The 16,734-nt window shown below is 61.8% G+C and carries 31 protein-coding genes and 1 tRNA gene; all 32 read right to left on the reverse strand.

Annotation, left to right across the window (positions count from 1 at the left end; all coding sequences use genetic code 11):
• Positions 1-51: 51 nt before the first annotated feature.
• The 32 genes from ACH2CW_RS02045 to ACH2CW_RS02200 all read right to left on the reverse strand — a co-directional run bounded on the left by ACH2CW_RS02045 (position 52) and on the right by ACH2CW_RS02200 (position 16,656).
• Positions 52-306: a hypothetical protein gene (locus tag ACH2CW_RS02045; RefSeq protein ID WP_395055185.1), complete on the reverse strand. Its 255-nt coding sequence runs from the start codon at positions 304-306 to the stop codon at positions 52-54.
• A gap of 3 nt (positions 307-309) precedes the next feature.
• Positions 310-627 (reverse strand): DUF1799 domain-containing protein, encoded by a 318-nt coding sequence (locus ACH2CW_RS02050; protein WP_395055248.1) that lies wholly within the window; start codon positions 625-627, stop codon positions 310-312.
• Positions 624-1,103: a phage tail assembly chaperone gene (locus tag ACH2CW_RS02055; protein WP_395055186.1), complete on the reverse strand. Its 480-nt coding sequence runs from the start codon at positions 1,101-1,103 to the stop codon at positions 624-626. The genes ACH2CW_RS02050 and ACH2CW_RS02055 overlap by 4 nt, the downstream gene beginning before the upstream one ends.
• Positions 1,104-1,214: 111 nt before the next feature.
• Positions 1,215-1,856: a phage tail tube protein gene (locus ACH2CW_RS02060; protein ID WP_395055187.1), complete on the reverse strand. Its 642-nt coding sequence runs from the start codon at positions 1,854-1,856 to the stop codon at positions 1,215-1,217.
• A gap of 134 nt (positions 1,857-1,990) precedes the next feature.
• On the reverse strand, positions 1,991-2,347 hold the full coding sequence (locus ACH2CW_RS02065; protein WP_395055188.1) for a DUF3168 domain-containing protein: 357 nt from the start codon (positions 2,345-2,347) through the stop codon (positions 1,991-1,993).
• Positions 2,344-2,793: an HK97-gp10 family putative phage morphogenesis protein gene (locus ACH2CW_RS02070; protein WP_395055189.1), complete on the reverse strand. Its 450-nt coding sequence runs from the start codon at positions 2,791-2,793 to the stop codon at positions 2,344-2,346. Before ACH2CW_RS02070 ends, ACH2CW_RS02065 begins: the two co-directional genes overlap by 4 nt.
• Positions 2,790-3,107: a phage head closure protein gene (locus tag ACH2CW_RS02075; RefSeq protein WP_395055190.1), complete on the reverse strand. Its 318-nt coding sequence runs from the start codon at positions 3,105-3,107 to the stop codon at positions 2,790-2,792. The genes ACH2CW_RS02070 and ACH2CW_RS02075 overlap by 4 nt, the downstream gene beginning before the upstream one ends.
• Positions 3,107-3,673, reverse strand: a complete 567-nt coding sequence (locus tag ACH2CW_RS02080; RefSeq protein WP_395055191.1) for a head-tail connector protein — start codon at positions 3,671-3,673, stop codon at positions 3,107-3,109. Before ACH2CW_RS02080 ends, ACH2CW_RS02075 begins: the two co-directional genes overlap by 1 nt.
• Positions 3,674-3,730: 57 nt before the next feature.
• Positions 3,731-3,925 (reverse strand): hypothetical protein, encoded by a 195-nt coding sequence (locus ACH2CW_RS02085; RefSeq protein WP_395055192.1) that lies wholly within the window; start codon positions 3,923-3,925, stop codon positions 3,731-3,733.
• Between the two features lie 49 nt (positions 3,926-3,974).
• Positions 3,975-5,180: a phage major capsid protein gene (locus tag ACH2CW_RS02090; RefSeq protein WP_395055193.1), complete on the reverse strand. Its 1,206-nt coding sequence runs from the start codon at positions 5,178-5,180 to the stop codon at positions 3,975-3,977.
• Positions 5,181-5,264: 84 nt separating this feature from the next.
• Positions 5,265-5,990, reverse strand: a complete 726-nt coding sequence (locus ACH2CW_RS02095) for a head maturation protease, ClpP-related (protein ID WP_395055194.1) — start codon at positions 5,988-5,990, stop codon at positions 5,265-5,267.
• Positions 5,968-7,221, reverse strand: a complete 1,254-nt coding sequence (locus ACH2CW_RS02100) for a phage portal protein (RefSeq protein ID WP_395055195.1) — start codon at positions 7,219-7,221, stop codon at positions 5,968-5,970. The genes ACH2CW_RS02095 and ACH2CW_RS02100 overlap by 23 nt, the downstream gene beginning before the upstream one ends.
• A complete protein-coding gene (locus ACH2CW_RS02105; protein ID WP_395055196.1) occupies positions 7,218-8,894 on the reverse strand; it encodes a terminase large subunit in 1,677 nt (558 codons plus the stop codon). The genes ACH2CW_RS02100 and ACH2CW_RS02105 overlap by 4 nt, the downstream gene beginning before the upstream one ends.
• Positions 8,895-8,896: 2 nt before the next feature.
• A complete protein-coding gene (locus ACH2CW_RS02110; RefSeq protein ID WP_395055197.1) occupies positions 8,897-9,415 on the reverse strand; it encodes a terminase small subunit in 519 nt (172 codons plus the stop codon).
• Positions 9,416-9,470: 55 nt separating this feature from the next.
• Positions 9,471-9,821 carry an HNH endonuclease gene (locus ACH2CW_RS02115; protein ID WP_395055198.1) on the reverse strand — a complete coding sequence of 117 codons (351 nt, stop codon included), beginning with the start codon at positions 9,819-9,821 and terminating at the stop codon, positions 9,471-9,473.
• On the reverse strand, positions 9,818-9,967 hold the full coding sequence (locus ACH2CW_RS02120; RefSeq protein WP_395055199.1) for a hypothetical protein: 150 nt from the start codon (positions 9,965-9,967) through the stop codon (positions 9,818-9,820). Before ACH2CW_RS02120 ends, ACH2CW_RS02115 begins: the two co-directional genes overlap by 4 nt.
• A 242-nt stretch (positions 9,968-10,209) precedes the next feature.
• Positions 10,210-10,280, reverse strand: a tRNA-OTHER gene (locus ACH2CW_RS02125).
• A 165-nt stretch (positions 10,281-10,445) separates the two neighbouring features.
• Positions 10,446-10,997: a hypothetical protein gene (locus tag ACH2CW_RS02130; RefSeq protein ID WP_395055200.1), complete on the reverse strand. Its 552-nt coding sequence runs from the start codon at positions 10,995-10,997 to the stop codon at positions 10,446-10,448.
• A 56-nt stretch (positions 10,998-11,053) separates the two neighbouring features.
• Complete coding sequence (locus ACH2CW_RS02135) at positions 11,054-11,254, reverse strand: hypothetical protein (protein ID WP_395055201.1); 201 nt, start codon at positions 11,252-11,254, stop codon at positions 11,054-11,056.
• Position 11,255: 1 nt separating this feature from the next.
• Positions 11,256-11,720: a Ref family recombination enhancement nuclease gene (locus tag ACH2CW_RS02140; RefSeq protein WP_395055202.1), complete on the reverse strand. Its 465-nt coding sequence runs from the start codon at positions 11,718-11,720 to the stop codon at positions 11,256-11,258.
• Positions 11,717-12,172, reverse strand: coding sequence for a hypothetical protein (locus tag ACH2CW_RS02145; RefSeq protein WP_395055203.1), 456 nt, complete (start codon positions 12,170-12,172; stop codon positions 11,717-11,719). The genes ACH2CW_RS02140 and ACH2CW_RS02145 overlap by 4 nt, the downstream gene beginning before the upstream one ends.
• The gene (locus tag ACH2CW_RS02150; protein ID WP_395055204.1) at positions 12,169-12,456 is read right to left on the reverse strand and encodes a DUF4406 domain-containing protein; all 288 of its coding nucleotides are present in this window, start codon (positions 12,454-12,456) and stop codon (positions 12,169-12,171) included. The genes ACH2CW_RS02145 and ACH2CW_RS02150 overlap by 4 nt, the downstream gene beginning before the upstream one ends.
• Positions 12,453-12,794, reverse strand: coding sequence for a hypothetical protein (locus ACH2CW_RS02155; RefSeq protein ID WP_395055205.1), 342 nt, complete (start codon positions 12,792-12,794; stop codon positions 12,453-12,455). The genes ACH2CW_RS02150 and ACH2CW_RS02155 overlap by 4 nt, the downstream gene beginning before the upstream one ends.
• Positions 12,791-13,033 carry a hypothetical protein gene (locus ACH2CW_RS02160; RefSeq protein ID WP_395055206.1) on the reverse strand — a complete coding sequence of 81 codons (243 nt, stop codon included), beginning with the start codon at positions 13,031-13,033 and terminating at the stop codon, positions 12,791-12,793. The genes ACH2CW_RS02155 and ACH2CW_RS02160 overlap by 4 nt, the downstream gene beginning before the upstream one ends.
• A complete protein-coding gene (locus ACH2CW_RS02165) occupies positions 13,030-13,521 on the reverse strand; it encodes a hypothetical protein (RefSeq protein ID WP_395055207.1) in 492 nt (163 codons plus the stop codon). The genes ACH2CW_RS02160 and ACH2CW_RS02165 overlap by 4 nt, the downstream gene beginning before the upstream one ends.
• On the reverse strand, positions 13,518-13,970 hold the full coding sequence (locus tag ACH2CW_RS02170) for a hypothetical protein (protein WP_395055208.1): 453 nt from the start codon (positions 13,968-13,970) through the stop codon (positions 13,518-13,520). The genes ACH2CW_RS02165 and ACH2CW_RS02170 overlap by 4 nt, the downstream gene beginning before the upstream one ends.
• A complete protein-coding gene (locus ACH2CW_RS02175) occupies positions 13,942-14,766 on the reverse strand; it encodes a YdaU family protein (RefSeq protein ID WP_395055209.1) in 825 nt (274 codons plus the stop codon). Before ACH2CW_RS02175 ends, ACH2CW_RS02170 begins: the two co-directional genes overlap by 29 nt.
• Complete coding sequence (locus ACH2CW_RS02180) at positions 14,766-15,068, reverse strand: hypothetical protein (protein ID WP_395055210.1); 303 nt, start codon at positions 15,066-15,068, stop codon at positions 14,766-14,768. The genes ACH2CW_RS02175 and ACH2CW_RS02180 overlap by 1 nt, the downstream gene beginning before the upstream one ends.
• A 247-nt stretch (positions 15,069-15,315) precedes the next feature.
• Entirely contained in the window at positions 15,316-15,744 is a 429-nt protein-coding gene (locus ACH2CW_RS02185) for a hypothetical protein (RefSeq protein WP_395055211.1), read from the reverse strand.
• A gap of 15 nt (positions 15,745-15,759) precedes the next feature.
• Complete coding sequence (locus ACH2CW_RS02190; RefSeq protein ID WP_395055212.1) at positions 15,760-15,990, reverse strand: hypothetical protein; 231 nt, start codon at positions 15,988-15,990, stop codon at positions 15,760-15,762.
• Positions 15,987-16,424 carry a hypothetical protein gene (locus tag ACH2CW_RS02195; RefSeq protein WP_395055213.1) on the reverse strand — a complete coding sequence of 146 codons (438 nt, stop codon included), beginning with the start codon at positions 16,422-16,424 and terminating at the stop codon, positions 15,987-15,989. The genes ACH2CW_RS02190 and ACH2CW_RS02195 overlap by 4 nt, the downstream gene beginning before the upstream one ends.
• A gap of 10 nt (positions 16,425-16,434) precedes the next feature.
• Positions 16,435-16,656 carry a hypothetical protein gene (locus ACH2CW_RS02200; protein WP_395055214.1) on the reverse strand — a complete coding sequence of 74 codons (222 nt, stop codon included), beginning with the start codon at positions 16,654-16,656 and terminating at the stop codon, positions 16,435-16,437.
• Between the last annotated feature and the right edge of the window lie 78 nt (positions 16,657-16,734).

Raw genomic sequence — 16,734 nt, forward strand, 5'->3', positions numbered from 1 at the left:
AAGCGAGCCCTAGAAATAAAAAACCCGCCGGAGCGGGTCTGTCTGGTTTGCCTACTGGGTAGGCGGTCTATCTTTTAAAAGCGCCAACACATCAGCTCGGAATTTCCGGCTTTCACGTGCTTCGTCATCAATCTGGCCGGCTCGCCACCCCACGTAAGGAATGATTGCAACAGCGCAAGCCATTCCAGCCAGCGCGGCCTGTTGCGGCGCACCGGCCATAAAAAACGAAGCCACAAGGCACAGCACCCCAAGCACCGCACCCAACATCACCATAATTCGCATGTAGCCCCCGTGTTTGAAGGCCAAATGCTAGTCTTTCCTGTTGATAACGGCAAGTGCGGCGGACTCCATCACTTCAAGGTCTAACAACAGGTCATCCCAAGCCTCAGATTCCAGCCCCAGCCGGTCCATCAGAGGGTAGACGGCCTCCCACCGAATGCCGGTGACGCCATTCATACCAACAACCCAGCGAGTACCGATGCGGCTGAAAAGGTTAAAGGCTTGCAGGTTTTCCGGCCAAATCTCGATTACCGCATTTTTTTCATATTGGGCGAGAGCCGCAGCGAATGCGTTACCTTCCGGCTGTTGCCCCCCTGTCTTGTAAAGGGCCGCAGCTATCGCCCTCAGTTTCCCAGGCGCGCACCACTCAAGGCTTCGCTGTACGCCTTGAAAATAGCCTCCGGCGCGTTGGCGTACAGGTCACACATCTGCACCAGCGACGGCTCTGTAAATTCATCCTCAAGATCCCACTTGTTGGCAATTTTGAGGATCAGCGCGGCGGCGAACTTTGCGCGCAATACGCTGATTTCGCTGTCCTTCACCGGTTTGCGCAGGGCCTCGATTGCCGCCTCTTTCGCGTCGCCTTCAAGCGCCTTGGTGTCGGCCTTTTTCTCGAATGCGTTTTCGGCTTCCTTGCGGGCAGCATCGAACAGGGCGCTAACTTGCTTGTTCACAGCATCGACGTGCGCCTCGCGCAGCTTCGCCCACTCGGTCGCCGGGTGGTGCTTGGCCTCAAAGCAGATTTCGTCCTCGCCTTGAGGGGTCTTGATTTTGACGTTGAGGGGGAATGATGCCGGCGCTTTGCCGATCACGAGTTTGGGCATGATAAAACCTTCGCGGGTGTGTTAAAAATCGCCCGTGCCCCAGCCCGCCCACTCCCGCGAAGAAGTGAAACGAGCCGGGATCGGTGCTCAGGACGGGCCTATGCCCGTGAATCAGTAGCTGATGGAGCGGCCAAGCACCGTGATTGCAGCGTCAACGGTGTTGACCTGATTCACGTTCAGTTTTGGCATTTCCGACACGCTCATGTAGCCGAAACCGTAAGTCACAGAGCCACCGCTGATCACTTGCTTGAATGCAACTTTCGACAGGTTGCGGCTGATGCCCTGCATGGTGATGTACGCAGCCTGGGAGGCATCGTGAGCCAGCGTCAGGGTGACAGCAGTGGCATTGAAACCGGTCGGGATTTTCACGCCATTGCGCTTGGCCAACGGGTTGACATCGGTGAAACGCGCATCGCCGCCTGAAGTGCTGATGGTCAGCACCTGTGGAATGGATGTCCAGCCGCTGATTTTCTGCGCCGTTCCGGTGCCGGTGCCGGCAGGGTAAAAGCTGGTGTTGCTGGCATCGAGCCCGGAGATGCTGAACGTGTCTGCCGTCAGAACGGTGATTTTCCAGACGGTATCCGTTGCATCTTCCCAGCCGGAAGTGAGCAGGATTTCATCGCCGGTCGTGTAGCCGTGGGCAACACTGGTAGCGACTGCGGGGTTTGCATTGGTGAGAGCCGTGATGGTTTTTGCAGACGCGAAAGTTTGCGAAAACTGCTGGCTCGACCCTTCGGGGAAGTAGTAGCCCATGATGATTTACCTTTCAATTCGGACGAAAAAAAACCGCCTGTTGGCGGCGGTGGTTAACGCCCTCGCGGGCATGAAAGAGCCGCCCCGAAGCAATTCGATGCGGCTCTTGCTTGGTAGGCTTGCGGCCTATTCGGTTATCTGGTGGACCAGATGGAAAAATCTTGACGGCTGGAAAAAAGCGCTGTGTCTGGCTCATAGCCTGAAATTCGTGCGCCGACTGGTCTGCAGATGATTGAGGCCGACCCAGTGAGCGCCACTTCAACCTGTTTGGCAAGCGTCCTTGATGCAAGCCTGGTTGTCGCCCAGCATGTGATCTGAAATCGCCCGTTCTCTTTGTCGGGCAACGTGCCATCCAGGAACACATCCGCAACACCGCCGACTTGCTGATAAACAATCCGCGGCAGCGCGGCACCAGCAGGCGCAACATCCGGATAAACGCGGCCAGCTACGAAGCCCGTCAGCGTCGAGAAAATTACGGCCTCGGCGCTCATGCGTCTTTCCTTTTGAGGCTGGCCTGAAGAACCTCATTCACTCGCTGCACGGCAAGGCCACGCGCCGCGTCATAGGCAGGGCGCAGAAATGGATTTGCAGGCGCCCGGCTGGTGCCGTACTCGACCATGTAGCCGTAAGGGGCCTTCTGGTGGTTCCAGGAAATCGAGTAACTCGCTGTGCCTGGCCGCTGATCGCGCGTGTTGTAAAACTGATAAATCGAGTCGCGCAGATTGCCTGGCTGGAAGAAGTACCGGACGCCGGTCTTTTTCGAGTTTTTGCCGTAGAAAAAATGCGCCGAATCCGAAACCGGGCAACGCACGCGCGCCTCGTCGTAAAAAACCTGCGCGCCAGCCTGGGCTGCCGGCCGGACTGCCGCCGCGGTGGCTCCGGTGATCTTGTCCAGTTTCAGCAGGATCTTGTTGAAGTCGAAGTCCACGCTGATCACGACACTACCTCACAAGTCACGTCTGTATGCTTCTTGCCAGCCTCATCAGGAAGGACGGCGGTGATCCTGAATTCAGTGGCCCCGAGATACACCCGATCTGCTGTCGTCAGGTTCGTGCGGTAAGCGATGCGGATCGACGCCTTGGCCGTCGCCGTTTCAGCATCGGCCTTGATTGTCTCCACCCCGTTCAGGTAGCGCACATTGGCGCGGACCTGCACCAGATCGGCCCAGACCTGCGTCGGCTGGCCGATGGCGTCCTGGCCGGCGGTCAGGCGCTTGAACTGCACCAGGCGATTGCGGCGGCGCGCGTCCATCACATGCCCCAGACTTTGACGGTGTTCAGCAGCGAGTCGCGGGCCTTTTCCAGCATGTCGCGCTCGGCCGGCGTGTGCGGATTCAGCGGGCACTCGATTTCAATGTGCAGCAGGATCGCGGCCTTGACAGCTTTCGGCGCCGTGGTGTAACCCGCCACAAAGCGCACACGCACGGCGTCGGCGACCTCCTGGGTGCTGGGCCATTCGCCATTTGCGGCCAGGTTCACCCGATTGCCCAGCCCGTAGGCGCTCAGCGCATAGGCGCCGGTCGAAAGCGTCTGCTCGGCGCCGGCCGTGTCGGTGTACTTGATGCTGGTCACGCTGACCACTGGCGGCATGGGCAGGTCGATGTAATCGCAATCCGGGAAGCTGTCCAGCGCGCCCTCCAGCGTCTGCCCGGCCAGCGCGCGGCCTGTGTAATGTTCGGCGAACTCGCGCGCGGCGGTGATCAGACTGGTGATCAGAGCGTCGTGCGTCGTATCGTCTGCGTCAATCTTGCACTGCAGGCGAGCCTCGGCCAGAGTGACGGGCTCGGCAGCAACAGTGGTGACGACTTTAAATTGCATGGTGTGTCCTATGAAAAAAGCCCTCGCAGGGAGGGCTTTTCACGTAGTGGCCTGGGGTCAGGCCTCGGGGTCGGCGGCTGGCTCGGCCAGGCTTTCGGCGTAGGCGACGGCGTCAGGGTGCGCGTCAACTTGGCTGGCCGCGGCTGCGGCTGCTTCGGCAGTCTCGAAAATAGCGATGTCGTTCACCTTTCCGAATTCGCAATCGACCAGAACGCGGGCCTTGATGCCCTCTGCGGCTTGTTTTTTTGCCATGATGGTTCCTTGTTGGAACGCAAGGCCCGACCGAAGCCGGGCCTTGCGATCAGGTTGCGGAGTTGGCGTAGTGCTTGACCGCTGCCGTGTCAACCAGGTTGCCACCGGTACGCATCCAACCGCAGAAGCCGACCTGGCCGTTCAGCGCGAAGGCCGAGTCGTCAAAACGACGCATGATCACGCTGTCCGCCACGTCGCGCACGATGTACTGCGAGAAGTCGCCGAACGCGATGGATTTCGCGTTGGCGGCCATCACAGCCACGTCGTCGTTGGTCTGGACTGGATAACCCAGCAGCATGTCTGGGGCGCCGGCAGTCAACGACGGCTCCCAGATTGGACGGCCAGTGGTTTCCTTCAGCTTGGACACGATGGCGACGGACAGGTCGTTCATCATCCACTTGGCGTTGCGGCGGTAAGCGCGGTTCACCGAGTGCTTCAGGTCGAACAGGTCGTCGTAAATCACCGTCAGAGTCTGGCCGGTGGTGCCGGTTTTACCTGCACTGGTGCGTGCCATCACGCCGAACGGCTGGCCAGTGCCAGTGCCGGTCGTGTAGTGCGCGTTGGTGATGCGCGCCAGGCGCATGGCCAGGCGTGCGGTCACGAACTGCACAACGTCAATGGCGCTGTCGCTGATCAGTTCCCACGGCAGCGCGATTTTCTTCGAGCTGTACTTGTAGGGGTTGACCGCGGCGGTGCCGAAAGTGATTTCGCCCGCGGAGGCAGCGGCGTTTTCCGCAACGATCTCGCCGACTTCGGCCGTGCCGTCGCTGGTCGGGTAGTTGAGTGAATTGCCGCCAGCAGTCGAGATCACCTGGGCGATTTCACGCATGCCGCCGGTCGCCTTCATGGCATCAATGACCATCGCGGCGATTTCTGCCGGGACGGTGTAACCGCCTTCGGTCGTGGTCGTGGTCGACATGGCATTGCGGATCTGGATTGCCTGTTCCGCGGTGACGTTGTTGCCGAAGCGCATGAACAGCGCGACAGCTTCCAGGGCGTTCAGGCTCAGGTCGTCGCCTTGCTTCCCGCCTTTGCCTTCCTTGCCGGCGTTCTCGAAGAACTTGTCGGCGTCGATCTCGCGCATCTTCTCGATGTTGGCGATCTGACGCTTCGCAGCTTCGATTTCGTTGGTGAAGCCGTCGAACTGGGCCTGCTCTTCAGGCGTCCAGGTCTGATCGCCTTTGTTGGCGAGCAGGTTTTTGGCTTGAGTTGCGAGGTTGGCAATCTTCTCGCGCAGTGCTTGGATGTTGGTCATGATTGACTTTCAAATGAAAAAGGGACCCGAAGGTCCCAGTTGTTTGCAGTGACCGACTGCGGGCGGTTCGTAGCGCGAGAAGCGTTACAGAAGGGTCAGGCGCAGGCGGTTGCCGTTTGCGGCTGTCATGGATGGGGTGGGCTCAGGCTCTGGCGCCGGATCTTCGACGGGCTCGGGCGCCTTGAGCGCAGCCGGGGCATTGCCGAAGGCGGCCAGGTTCCAGGTGTTCTTCGCCTTTTTGTCCGGCGTGGTGACGCTGTCCACAAAGCCGGCGGCCAGCGCCTCGGCCGCAGTGAACCAGGTTTCGGCATTCATCATGGCGACGATTTCGGCTTCGCCCTTGCCTGTTTTCTTGGTGTAGTCGCCGACGATGGCGCTTTCGACCTTTTCGAGCAAGTCGGCTGTCTCGCGCATGGCGTTCTTGTCTCCCCACACCAAACCGCTGGCGTTGTGGATCATGAAAAACGCGCCCTCAGACATGCGAACCTCGCCGCAGGCCAGTGCGATGCTGGTGGCGGCGCTGGCGCACAGACTGTCGATGTGGGCGATGCTGTTGCCCTTGAATCGTCCAATGGCGGCCATGATGGCGCGGCCCTCGAACACATCGCCGCCGGGGCTGTTGATGTAGACGTTGAGCGTTTCGGCGTCACCGGCAGCGTTGACGGCATCGACCACGCTCTGAGCGCTGACGCCCCAGTAGGCGTCGATCACGTCATAGATGTAGAGCGATGCGGCGGCGCCGTTGCGGACCAGGTTGACCGGGCGCTTTTCGCGGCCGGCGTTGTCCCTAAGTAGCTGGTGAATTTTCATTGCTGGCTTTCTTCGCCGGGTCTACCGGCACGAATAGCTTGTCGCCGTCAGGCGCGGGCGGGAGGCCCTTTGATTTCCGAACCTCGTTCACCGACATCCAGCCTGGGCCGGTGCCGGGGCCGCCGAGCGCGGCGCGGTTGTATTCGGCCTGGGCCTTGCTGTCGCCCTCGATCAGGTCGCCGAGGTCGAAACGCACAAATTTGCCGGTGTCGCGTGGGAAAAGCTTGCGGTTAAGCTCCTGCTCCAGTCGCTTCAGGTGCAGGCGCAGGGTGTGCATCACGAAATCACGGGCTTGCTGCTCGTACCCGGCGCCAACGGCTGAAGATCCGGACGTTTCCCCGATCATGTGGGGCGGCACGCCAAAGGCGCGGGCGATGTCCACCACTTGGAACTTCCGGGCCTCCAGTAGCTGGGCGTCATCTGCCGATAAACTGATCTCCTTGGCCTTCAGGCCCTGTGTCAGCACCAGCGGCAGGCGGTGGGCGTTTTCGTTGCCGGCGTATTTGCGGGCAAAAGACTCTTGCAGTTGCGTTACCTGCGGGGAGTCCATCTTGGCAGGCGCCTCGATCACCATCGATGGGTGCGCGCCGTTGGCGAAGAACTTGCCGCTGTAGTCGTCCATCGCCAGTGCGTTGCCGATGGCGTTCTTCGCGCCGTAGGCAATCACGCTCATGGAGCGCAGGCCGTCGAAGCCGCTGCCGGGGAAGTGCAGGATGTCGGCAGGGTCAAGCCATGTCGTGATTCCGAACTCGGGCAGGCTGATGTAATAACGGACCGAGCCGTCCGACATGCGCCAAGGTTGCACCGAACCCCAGGGCAGCGGGAACATTTCAGCAATCGAGCCGTTCATGCGGCGCCGAATCCAGGTGAAACCGTCGCCGCGCAGCAGTTGCTCGCTGACTTTGTTCTCCCAGTGGCTGGTCGCCGTGTACTGGGTGTGCGGGGCTTCGTTCAGCAAGTACCAGAGCGCATCCCGCGGCAACTTGACTTCTGTGTCGCCATTAATCTGCAGGATGTCCAGGCGCAGCGTCGAGATAGACCCCGCAATCTTCTGCCGGCACGCCGCCACGGCGGACACGCGCTGGGCTGTGGTGGCCGATACGGTCATGCCGGCGGCGCCCGGCTTCACGCCGAAGGCCTCCTGGATGCTTTCGCCGTAGGTGACGTTTTGCAGGCGCGACTCTTCCCGCTGCCCGGTGAACACGGCAGCGATGCGGGAAAAGATGCTCATAGCTCTACAAAACCTTGTGTGATGCTGTTCGAGACAGGATTCAGCGCCATCAGCGATACAGCGTCAAAAACAGCCATCAGCGGATCGATCTTTCCGGTCCCGCTGACTGCCTTGGTGATCGATATGGCATTGCCCTGCTGCACCGTCCGCGCGTTGCCGACCGTCCAGGCCATCAAGCCTTGACCGCAATGGACAAACTCGCCGCCGGCCACCTTGCGCTCGGTCGTTTTGATGGCCCCGTTGAGCCGCCATCCCTGAGAAATCGCAACGATGTCGCCGCCGGGGTCTGCGTTGAAGTCCCGGCCGGAAAGCTCGTCGACCACATCAGCAATGCCGGCGCCGTCAACTCCGATGCCCTGTTTGTCGGGCAGCAGGCCAGCATCCCGCACGCGGCACACGATGTCAGCCAGCGCCGTCACATCGTCACCAGGTCGATCAACCATCGTCAGATCGCCGTCGCGGGCAAAGTCGGTCAGCCGCGGCGCAATTTCTGGCCGGCGGGTCAGCACAATCTTGTGCGCCCAGGCGTGGCCCCAGTGCAGCCAGCGCCGGGTTTCGCGCTCTCGCCCGATCACCGCCAGGCCCAGCAAGTCATCCAGCCCGCCGCCGTCGATGCCGATCACAGCCACCTCGCAGCGGTCCAGCAGCCAATCAAGCGTCAGGCCGGGCTCTGCAGCCGCCTCCCAGAAATCGGCGCCGGCCCACCGGTCGGTGCGCAGGTTCAACCCGATTTCGATATTCAGGTGCTTTGCCAGGAACTGCTGAAATGCTCCATCCGTCTTCGGCTGGTTTTTCCTCAAGTTGTCTTCCAGCCACTCGGCGCTCACCGACCGCCCGATATTCGGGTTCGTGATGTAGAAGTTGGCCGGGTCCATGTAACCCTTGGACTCGATCAGCGCCTGGGGGAACTCGTACAGCACGCCCAAGGACTTCTTGTCCACAATCTTGCCGTCGCGCACGTCGCGGTAATACTGCAACTTCTCCCGGAACACCCCGGCCGGCGGCTGGTCGCTCTGCGTGGTCAGGTAGATCACCCAGCCCTCTTCGCGCGAAACCTGCCCGCCTGTCGCCTCCATAAACATGGATTCGGCATTGGCCCGCGTGCCGAAAAGCCAGTGCTCATCAATCAGGACCCGGCCGGATTTCTTGCCAGATACTGTGTCGGTGTCGGCGGCGACCACTTTCAGCGACGCCCGCGTCACCCGGTGGGTGATGGTGCGGACATGGTCCTGAACGTGGAACAGGGTAGAAAGCTCTTCGTCGGCCCGGATCATGCCGGCCGCTGGCTTGAAGCTGTTGTCGGCGACCTCTTTCGTCGGCGCCAGGATCAGGTGTTCCTCTTCCTGGCGCCAGCACAGGATCACCGCGGTGAGCATGATGCCGGCCGCGATGGTCGATTTCGTGTTCTTCTTGCTGATCAGCAGGTAGTACTCGCGGATCAGCTGCTTCCCGGTTTCCCCGTCATAGGCGCCGAAGATGGCGGCCACGAAGTCGAAAACCCACTGTTCGCTGCACTCGCCAAAGGTCGGCTTACCGGGCAGATCAACGACCCGCAACTGCTTGAAGATGGCCAGGGCCTGCTCGGCCTTATCCGGGTAGATCGGCGGCGGGATGATGCTTTTACCCGCGGTCAGCCGTTCCGCCCAGTCAGGGCATGCCGTGCTCCAGTCCACCGTCAGCCGACTTTCTTGCCGCCAGCGGCCACCAGCTTCGGCGGTGCGGCGGCGCTGAACCTGCCGGCCACCTTCTGGGCGTCAGCCTGCTTTTGCTCTTTCTTGCCGCCCTCGCCCAGCTTCTTGTGCTCGAAGGGCATCAGGGCTTTGGCCGCATCAATTCGCAGCTTCGGCGCGAGCTCGATGTCGTTCATGGCCGCCAGCAGGAAGACCCGCGGGTCCTTGTGCAGCATGGCGGCGCCCAGGTCAAAGGTCGGGCCCGGCTCGGGCGGGACGGGCTGACCGGTTTCAGCCGAAGTCTTCAGCTTTGCCAGGTAGGCGACCACATCCTTGTCCTTAACAAGTCGGGACCCGGCCGGGCTTGCGGTGGCTTTGCTGTAGCCCGCAGCGATTGCCGCGTCTTTGTTGGATTTACCAGCGAAAACGGCCTCGGCAAACTGCTTCTTCTTGCCTGTTAGAGCCATTAACATCGCCCTCCATGGGAGATTTATTCTGCGCGTGAGGAACTGAGTGGTTTCCAAGGGCGTCGGCCCCAGACTTTGACCTCCCCCCTCCCCTTTGCCCTGTCTTGGTGCGTCAGCCTTCGTGCTGCCCGCATTGGCAGGGAGTGGACATCCATCCGCCTGCTGCCCTCATCCGCGCCTCGCACTTGGTCTTGGCGTCGTGGTCAGTGAAGCAAAGCGGGTTGCCGTTCGTCTCCAGGTCATCCGCACCACCAGCCCACAAGGGGATGCGGTGATCGGGGACCTGGGCTATGTGCACCCTTCCCTGCTTCGAGCACTCGGCGCACAGCGGGTTGCGCTCAAGGAAGGTTGACCGGCGCTTGACTGCTGCGCTGCCTCGCAGGCGCTGCGTCTCAAGGGGCTGCGCTGTCAGGCGCTGGGTGTTCAGGGTGGCGAGCCTGGGCTTCAGGCGTTGCAGACTCATGCGAATGGGCGTATGCGATAGCGTCCGGTGCGCCCTGTGACCAGGTAGCGAGCCGCCAACACAGCAGCCATCCCCACAGAAACACCGAAGCTGCGAGCCACACTGAATGCGTTGCGCGTGCCTTTGATGCGGTTCATGAGGTTCATGAGGTTTCCTTGTTCTGGCGCGCATTTCGACTTGACAGCGATGGTCACTGCTGCGCGACTGCGGTGTTCCGTGCCCTGCAAGCCCCAGGCACTAGCGATGCGGAGCCTGCCCTGGGGCAGCCAGCTATGGGCTTAGCTGGTTCGTGATTAAAGAAGCGGGGCACACGCCGTAATCGAGGGTTGCAGCCTGTGCTCTGCGAGCGGCGGCGCATGGATGGACGGTGTGGGCGGTGCCCGCATTCTGGAGCGGCTTCACGGAATCGAACCGTGCCGTGTCGGCTTGGAAGGCCAACTGCCCCCGTGGACAAGCCGCGGAAACAAAAAAAGCCACCGCATGGGTGGCTCGGGGAATTCTGGAGGCGACTCTGCTACTACGTTCTACCGCTCAGGACGGACCTGATTGGGCGCTTGGCATGTAGTCGAGTGCGAGGAAATCAGCATTTCCTGCAAACCTCGGCTGCAATTGTGCACGAACTGATTATCTTTGCAAGCGCTTTTTGATATTTTGTTGCGCCCTGCTCACGCAGTCGTCCATGTAGTTCGCCAGCCTGCGCCCTGCCTGCCCATGGTGCAGCTTCGATTCGCCGCTGCCGCCGCATGCCTTGCAGGCCTTGTTTGACAGCGCGGGCGTGCCGGGGATCGTCTGGTACTGGCGCCCACGGCAGGCCCGGCAGGACTTGGCCAGCCACCACGCGATGACCGCGGTCGCCACCTCGCCGGGATGCTCCATGCCCCACAGCCCGGCCTGGTGCGTGATCTGGGCATGCACTGCCGGCAGGGTCTTCAGGCCGATCTGCAGCAGCCGGACATCAGTGGCGCTGGGATTGCCAGGCGGAATGCTGCTGCCGTCGTATTCGGTGTGCAGGCGCATCAAGGCGGCGCCCAGGCGGGACGGGCTCCAGCCGACGGCGATCAGCAGGCCCGCCGCACCGTTCGGGCTGTCCTCGCGAACCTCCATGCGTAGGTTTGAACTGGTCACGGCGCTTGAGTAGGTTTCCTCAATGCCCGGTTTATCGGTGGTTTCTGCCATGGCGTCCTTTTATGTTGCTATTGATTTGGTAGCTGCTTGGGCTTGTCTGACATGGGCTAGGGCCTGATTTGGCACAGCCAAAGAGCCTGCGAATCGGTGAAACCGGCCTCCACGTATGCCCGGTAATTGCCGAATGCCTCCTGCGCGACCACCTTCTTGCGGTCCCGCCAGAGCGGAGTGCGCTGTTCCTCCAGTGCGACTCGGATCAGGCGGGCGGCTTCGGCCTGCTGGCGGTCTATGTCTTGCGGAATGGGCAATTTACGCTCCTAGTTTGATAGCTGGCAAATCCCATCCAGCATGGGCTGCATACTCTTTTCGCAGGATTTCCAGCAGATCCCTTTCGGTCCCATAGCGCTGCTCGAACTGCTGTTTCCATGGGTGCCGGCTCACCATGCCGAATTGCAGGCCGTTTTGGTGGTGGCCGGGATCGCATAAGCCAATCGTGTGCAGATGCCCCATGCGGACCCCGCCGCGCAGGATGTGGTGCACGGCAGTCGGGCGCGGGGTCATGCCGTCCAGGCGGCAGGCGATGCAGCCATAGGTGACGATGAAGTCCATCCAGGCGCGTTCGGCAGCCGTCGGGGCGCGCTTGCCCGGCTTCGCGGCTTCGCCCTTCGGCTGCGCGAGCCCTGCACCGTCGCAGCGCGGGGCCGGCGCGAACGACTGCGGGCCCGGCCATGCTATGGGCTTGCGCTCTGGTAGGGGTTGGCGGCGGAAGGTCATGGCCGGTAGTCCTGCCAGCGGGCCAGCGAAAACCGGCAGCCGAGGTCTACCGACCCGAACGCCAGGCACGCCTCGATGTACGCGCTCATCTTGCGGATGCCCAGGCCTTTTGTCGTGCCGATCGTCGTGCTGATCACAGGGCGCTTGCGCCCTGCCACGTAGCTGACCTTCTTCACGCGCGGCAGGAACTGGCGTTTGCACAGCTCATGCCATGCCAATGCGGTGTATTTCTGGCCGCCGATCTGCGCCTGTTCGCTCATTTCCTTGTAGACCACACCCCAGAGGTAATTGCCCTGCTGCACGGTCTTCACGTCTTCTTCGGGCTCGATCTTCACGCTCAGTCGGCCGCAGCCTTCTGCCCAGCGCTGTTTGCAGTACGGGGCGATCTGTCCACGGATCGCCGCCATGGCCTGTGACTCGTCGATGAAGACGGTTTGTAGGGCTTGGCTCATGCACCCTCCAGCACGATCAATTCCAGCTGCTTTGCGATCAGGTGTTCCAGGATCGCCCCGCGCGAAGTCCCCCAGCCCGGCAGCATGTAAACCGCGTCGACGCTTGCTACCTGGGCAACACTCATGCGCATGTATCCGACCCACGATCCGCAGGCCGGTGCCGGGTTCTCGGCTGGGTTGATGACCTCATGGCCCTCGGCGCGCAGCCGCGCGGCCGCTGCATTGAAGGCCGGGTAGTTCAATTCGGGTATTCCGGTGCACGGGCCCGCGATGTAAATCTTCATGACGCAGTCACCTCCACCAAAAGCCCGTATTCCTTCGGCTTGCCCGGCGTCTGGGCATAGAGCCACGTCACGCCTGGGTCGGCATCATCAACGCCCAGCCAGTCGGCAATCCCGTCCCGTGCCGCCTTGCAACCACCGGAGAGGTTGTCGGTATCGAGGGTGCGCTCGCCGATCCGGGTCATGGTCACGGTCACGGGCAGCGCTGGGGGCTTGCCCCAAGCGCGAAGCATGGTGCTGGCAGTTAACCGGTGCAGCTTTGAACGCTTGGCGCGGGCCATGAAGTGCTCGCGCAGGTTTGCCACGCTGACGATGCGGATGGGCAGGAGGATGCGGATCACAGCGGCGCCCCTTTGACCAGCCCTGCGAACCGCTTGACCTCGGCATGCCCAGTCAGCCAATCGGCGCCGAATGCCTTGTCCAGCGCCGCGCGGTAGGCCTGGGTGATGCTCCCGTTCTTGGCTGATTCGGCAAAGGCTGGTGATTGCGACAGGTGGCGGGCAGTGCAATCCGGGCAGCCAGTCCGGTAGCTGCCGCTGTGCCGGTTGCGTGCGAAGTCCTGACAGGCGGCGCACGTCATGCTCGCGCCCCCAGTCCGGCAAATGGGCTGGCCGTGTCGACCCAGCAGCGGTTCGCGCGAATCCGCGAAGCCTTACCGGCGCACAGGCCGTAGCGCGCATCCAACACCGGGCCGGGCTCAGTGCTTGCGCGAATGATCCGGGCGATTTCCATCGTCAGGTTGCTGGCCGCCCGTTTGCCGGCGGCGATGCGCGCGCGGTGGTCGGCAGCAATCGGCCGGCCCTTCGTCGGACGCCAGCTTTCATGCCGCGCAACCAGGCAATCTGGATGCACGCAAAGGGCGTTGCCACATTTGGGAAAAATCAGCAGGGAGTCGGGGACCGGTGTGCCCGTCTTGGCCTCGTACACCACGCGGCGCGCGGATCGGACTTTCCCGCCGATGTTCCACTGCGGCACGGTGCCCCGTGTGGCGTGCCCAGCCCACAGCCAGCAATTGCCCTCTTCCACCGTTCGGGCGGTCAGGTCGGATAGGCGGATGTCGATGGTCATGCGGCCACCGTTTTGATGCCAAGCGCGTCCTGAGCGCATTTCAGCGTGTACGGCCTGATTCGGTCGCCCTGCTCTGCGCGCGCGATGATCCTGTGCGCCCATGCCTTAGGGTCTGTGTATGTCGCCTTTCGCGCTGGCGCCATGGCCATCAGGTTGTCGGCAATGGTCTTGGCGTCTGGCGGTGGGGCGGCGATCATTACCGGCGTTTCAGCCGGGGCCTTGTACGCCAATGCCCGGAACTGCAGCACGGTCGGCGCCCGGTCAGGGTCCAGGTGCTGCAGCGCGTAGGTGATCGACTTGGGACTGCGGTCCAAACCATCCAGTTCGTGCGCCCAATCGGCCTTGACCGTGGCCACGTCCAAGCCGGCCCAGCGGTCCAGAAAGGTCCGGCCGTAAACCAGCGTCAGCTTGTCGAAAATCTTATCGACCCAAGGCAGGGGTAGAGACATTTTTTGCTTCCAGTTCAAAGAATTCATGGGCCGGCGTACCGGACTTTTCGGCAATGCCGGGGACGGCGGCCTGCATGCGCTCGCGGGCGTCGCGGCGCCAGCCAGGCTCACCAGACGGCGCCGCTGGCTTGCCAAACTTCCGGGCGTTGCCCGCCCAGGTTCGCCACGCGGCTTGCCAGTCCAGCATCAGCGAGCCCTTCGCGGTGTGGTGGTTGCGAAAGGCTTCGAGCTCCTGCGCCAGCGGCAGGCCAATGGCTGCAGAGAGCCCCGCTTCGTTCGGCGCGAATTCAACCGGGAAAGTCGTCCGGCGTTTTTTGACAACTGCGTCAGCAGTTGGTTTTTCTGAACGTAGTTCAGTAGGTGATGGTGTAGGGCAATCCTTAAGCATGTCCTTGGGCAATGCTTGTGGCATGCTTGGAGCACTCCCTCGGGGATGCTCTGAGGTCTTCCCCCACCGTGCTTCGGCTGCTGCTTTGGCTTTGCTTGTAGCAGCCGCTTTCCTCAAACCGGCTGCGGCCAATTCCTTGTCGGCTCGACCGTGCACCCATGTGCCGTCGCGCTCTTCAAAGAACTCAACCAGCAAGGGGCGCAAGCGCCTCCACTCTGCCGGCGTTGCCTTGCAGATGTTGGACAGGCGCTCGCCTTGGTCAATCAACGGCCCGCGGTTGCGCCAGTACGCGATCAGCAGCAGCAGGTAGCCGCCGTGCTGGTCCCGTGAAAGGTGCGTAGTGTCAGCCAGATACGCGCCGATCCACAGCGGCATCCAGGCATCAACCTTTTGGACTTCTTCCGACATCAGGCGACTGCCTCCCACACCCTGCAGCCATGCCGGACCACTTCGGCGCCGTCGATCACCAGCACGCGGATTGAACCGGCGCGCTGAAGCTCAACAGTGCGGCGGTCCACCTGAACAATGGTCAACCCGATCAGCAGCGAAAGCTCATGAGCTGAACGTGGCCCGTGTTGCTTCAGCGCGGCCAGGATTCGCGCCTTGTGCCCTGCCGAGAACTCGACAGAGGCTGTAGCGGCTGCCTTTGATGTTTGTGGATCAAGCCGGCGCGCGCGGGTTTCGGGCAGGGATAGGGAAAGCTGGTTCATGCGGACAGCCCTTCGGAGCTCAAGGCCTCAAGCCAGTTCGCCCCAGATGCCACGCGCCCAGCGACGCGGGACCGTGTCGGATGATCCGCGCGCTTCCAGAGGCAGCAATGGGCTGCGGCCTCGATTGACTCGCTTCGATCTAGTTGTTCGGAATCCTCGTCCTCATAGTGCTCGGCACCGCAAACAGGGCAGCGCTCTGGTTCGCACTGAGCAAGTTCATGGGCGGCAGTGGTCAGGGCTTGCATGGTCAATCCTTTTTGATCGCACGCATCTCAACGCGCAGCCAGCCAGCCTTGAGAGCCATATCGCGACACTGGATCGCGGCGCTTTCGATCTCAAAGTTTTTCGCGCGCGCGGGCTTCAGTGGCGCGCGTTCAATCCAGGCAGCCTCATCAAAATCCACTGGTACGGCGCGGACGGGAAGTGTTGTCTGTCCAGCAGCGTGGCGCTGGTTGTGCCCTGTGGCGCTTGCGATTGCCTTTTCGCGTTCGATGCGCGCTGCAGCGATCGCCTCTGGCGACACGCCGACAACGCGCCAGCCGCGGTGAAATTTCTCAGGCTGCTCAGACTTTGGCCGTGCGACCTTGGGTGTAGTGGCGGCAATTTCAGCGGCGGTCATCGCACGGTCACGGACGACAAATTTCAACGGCTCGGGTGTCTGGGTTGCTGTTTGCATGTTGGCTCCAGGTGGTTAAATTGCCGCGCCCTTGGTGCGAACAATCCGCGCCGGCTCGGTGTTGATGGAAGTGGTGGGCGCCCTGCTCTTGCTGTGAATGCGCTGGGCCTCTGCGGGCCGCAGGCCATGCGCCGGCTTGCTGCTGTAGGTGATCGGCTTCGGCGGCGTCTTTGGCGCGGTCTGGGTGCGGCCCAGTGCTTTGCCGGTTGCGCTGGGTTGGCCGCGCCATGCGAATGGGCTGGTCATACTGCGACCCCAGCAGCTTTCAGCAGCGCCTGTATTTGAGGGGCCATGTTTGCCAGTGCAGTCAGGGCCTGATCCCGCTTGACCACGTTGGACACGCAGTACTTCTGAGCGAGGTACAAGATCGGGGTTGTGTCGCCAGTGCTGGCAAGATACTTCTCGAGGTCAGCCAGCGTGAAGTGGCGCGGATCGTCTTTGTTTGCTGCCAGCTTGCGCGACAGTTCGGAGCTGCTCATGTCCATGTCGGCGGCAATCGTTTTCAGAGGCTTGCCGCAGTTCTTAATCTGTGCGTCCACACAGTCAAGGCAGCTTGTGCGTAGCTCTGTCAGACCGGGCTGGAAGTCCAGCGTGAGCTGGGTACTGTCAATCACTGCACTCATTGTTTCCCCTAGATTCCTGTAGAAAACAGGCCAAAAAAACGATGCTCTGGGCATCATGAAAAAACACTCAAACTGGCTGCAAGTCTTCGACGCCCTGCCCGCAGACTTGCGCGCCCACCAGCGCATGCCTGCGCTCGACGTATGCGCTGTGGAATTCGTTGCGCTGATCAGCCGACAGGCCAGCAGGGCAGGCGTCGTGCAACTGCTCGCCGTTGTCCGCTGCGGCCTCGGCCAGCGCGCGGCGCTCGTCCCTGCTCAGGGTGTTGATGGGCTTGATGCTGTGGATCATTCAAATAACCCCCAAAGGGTGAGCAGCCCGCTCGGTGAGAATGTCGGCTCCAACACCTTCAACTCTCATCAAGGGGCT

The sequence above is a fragment of the Polaromonas sp. genome, from assembly GCF_043778355.1.
Lineage (GTDB): Bacteria > Pseudomonadota > Gammaproteobacteria > Burkholderiales > Burkholderiaceae_C > Polaromonas.

Excerpts from the sequence above, each read along its gene's own strand:
- ACH2CW_RS02200 (WP_395055214.1), bottom strand. The coding sequence starts at position 16,656 with ATGATCCACAGCATCAAGCCCATCAACACCCTGAGCAGGGACGAGCGC.
- ACH2CW_RS02165 (WP_395055207.1), bottom strand. The coding sequence starts at position 13,521 with ATGACCATCGACATCCGCCTATCCGACCTGACCGCCCGAACGGTGGAA.
- ACH2CW_RS02180 (WP_395055210.1), bottom strand. The coding sequence starts at position 15,068 with ATGAACCAGCTTTCCCTATCCCTGCCCGAAACCCGCGCGCGCCGGCTT.
- ACH2CW_RS02190 (WP_395055212.1), bottom strand. The coding sequence starts at position 15,990 with ATGACCAGCCCATTCGCATGGCGCGGCCAACCCAGCGCAACCGGCAAA.
- ACH2CW_RS02120 (WP_395055199.1), bottom strand. The coding sequence starts at position 9,967 with ATGAACCTCATGAACCGCATCAAAGGCACGCGCAACGCATTCAGTGTG.
- ACH2CW_RS02115 (WP_395055198.1), bottom strand. The coding sequence starts at position 9,821 with ATGAGTCTGCAACGCCTGAAGCCCAGGCTCGCCACCCTGAACACCCAG.
- ACH2CW_RS02130 (WP_395055200.1), bottom strand. The coding sequence starts at position 10,997 with ATGGCAGAAACCACCGATAAACCGGGCATTGAGGAAACCTACTCAAGC.
- ACH2CW_RS02195 (WP_395055213.1), bottom strand. The coding sequence starts at position 16,424 with ATGATGCCCAGAGCATCGTTTTTTTGGCCTGTTTTCTACAGGAATCTA.
- ACH2CW_RS02150 (WP_395055204.1), bottom strand. The coding sequence starts at position 12,456 with ATGAAGATTTACATCGCGGGCCCGTGCACCGGAATACCCGAATTGAAC.
- ACH2CW_RS02095 (WP_395055194.1), bottom strand. The coding sequence starts at position 5,990 with ATGAAAATTCACCAGCTACTTAGGGACAACGCCGGCCGCGAAAAGCGC.
- ACH2CW_RS02175 (WP_395055209.1), bottom strand. The coding sequence starts at position 14,766 with ATGTCGGAAGAAGTCCAAAAGGTTGATGCCTGGATGCCGCTGTGGATC.
- ACH2CW_RS02085 (WP_395055192.1), bottom strand. The coding sequence starts at position 3,925 with ATGGCAAAAAAACAAGCCGCAGAGGGCATCAAGGCCCGCGTTCTGGTC.
- ACH2CW_RS02170 (WP_395055208.1), bottom strand. The coding sequence starts at position 13,970 with ATGTCTCTACCCCTGCCTTGGGTCGATAAGATTTTCGACAAGCTGACG.
- ACH2CW_RS02075 (WP_395055190.1), bottom strand. The coding sequence starts at position 3,107 with ATGGACGCGCGCCGCCGCAATCGCCTGGTGCAGTTCAAGCGCCTGACC.
- ACH2CW_RS02055 (WP_395055186.1), bottom strand. The coding sequence starts at position 1,103 with ATGCCCAAACTCGTGATCGGCAAAGCGCCGGCATCATTCCCCCTCAAC.
- ACH2CW_RS02100 (WP_395055195.1), bottom strand. The coding sequence starts at position 7,221 with ATGAGCATCTTTTCCCGCATCGCTGCCGTGTTCACCGGGCAGCGGGAA.
- ACH2CW_RS02060 (WP_395055187.1), bottom strand. The coding sequence starts at position 1,856 with ATGGGCTACTACTTCCCCGAAGGGTCGAGCCAGCAGTTTTCGCAAACT.
- ACH2CW_RS02080 (WP_395055191.1), bottom strand. The coding sequence starts at position 3,673 with ATGCAATTTAAAGTCGTCACCACTGTTGCTGCCGAGCCCGTCACTCTG.
- ACH2CW_RS02160 (WP_395055206.1), bottom strand. The coding sequence starts at position 13,033 with ATGACGTGCGCCGCCTGTCAGGACTTCGCACGCAACCGGCACAGCGGC.
- ACH2CW_RS02185 (WP_395055211.1), bottom strand. The coding sequence starts at position 15,744 with ATGCAAACAGCAACCCAGACACCCGAGCCGTTGAAATTTGTCGTCCGT.
- ACH2CW_RS02065 (WP_395055188.1), bottom strand. The coding sequence starts at position 2,347 with ATGAGCGCCGAGGCCGTAATTTTCTCGACGCTGACGGGCTTCGTAGCT.
- ACH2CW_RS02140 (WP_395055202.1), bottom strand. The coding sequence starts at position 11,720 with ATGACCTTCCGCCGCCAACCCCTACCAGAGCGCAAGCCCATAGCATGG.
- ACH2CW_RS02090 (WP_395055193.1), bottom strand. The coding sequence starts at position 5,180 with ATGACCAACATCCAAGCACTGCGCGAGAAGATTGCCAACCTCGCAACT.
- ACH2CW_RS02145 (WP_395055203.1), bottom strand. The coding sequence starts at position 12,172 with ATGAGCCAAGCCCTACAAACCGTCTTCATCGACGAGTCACAGGCCATG.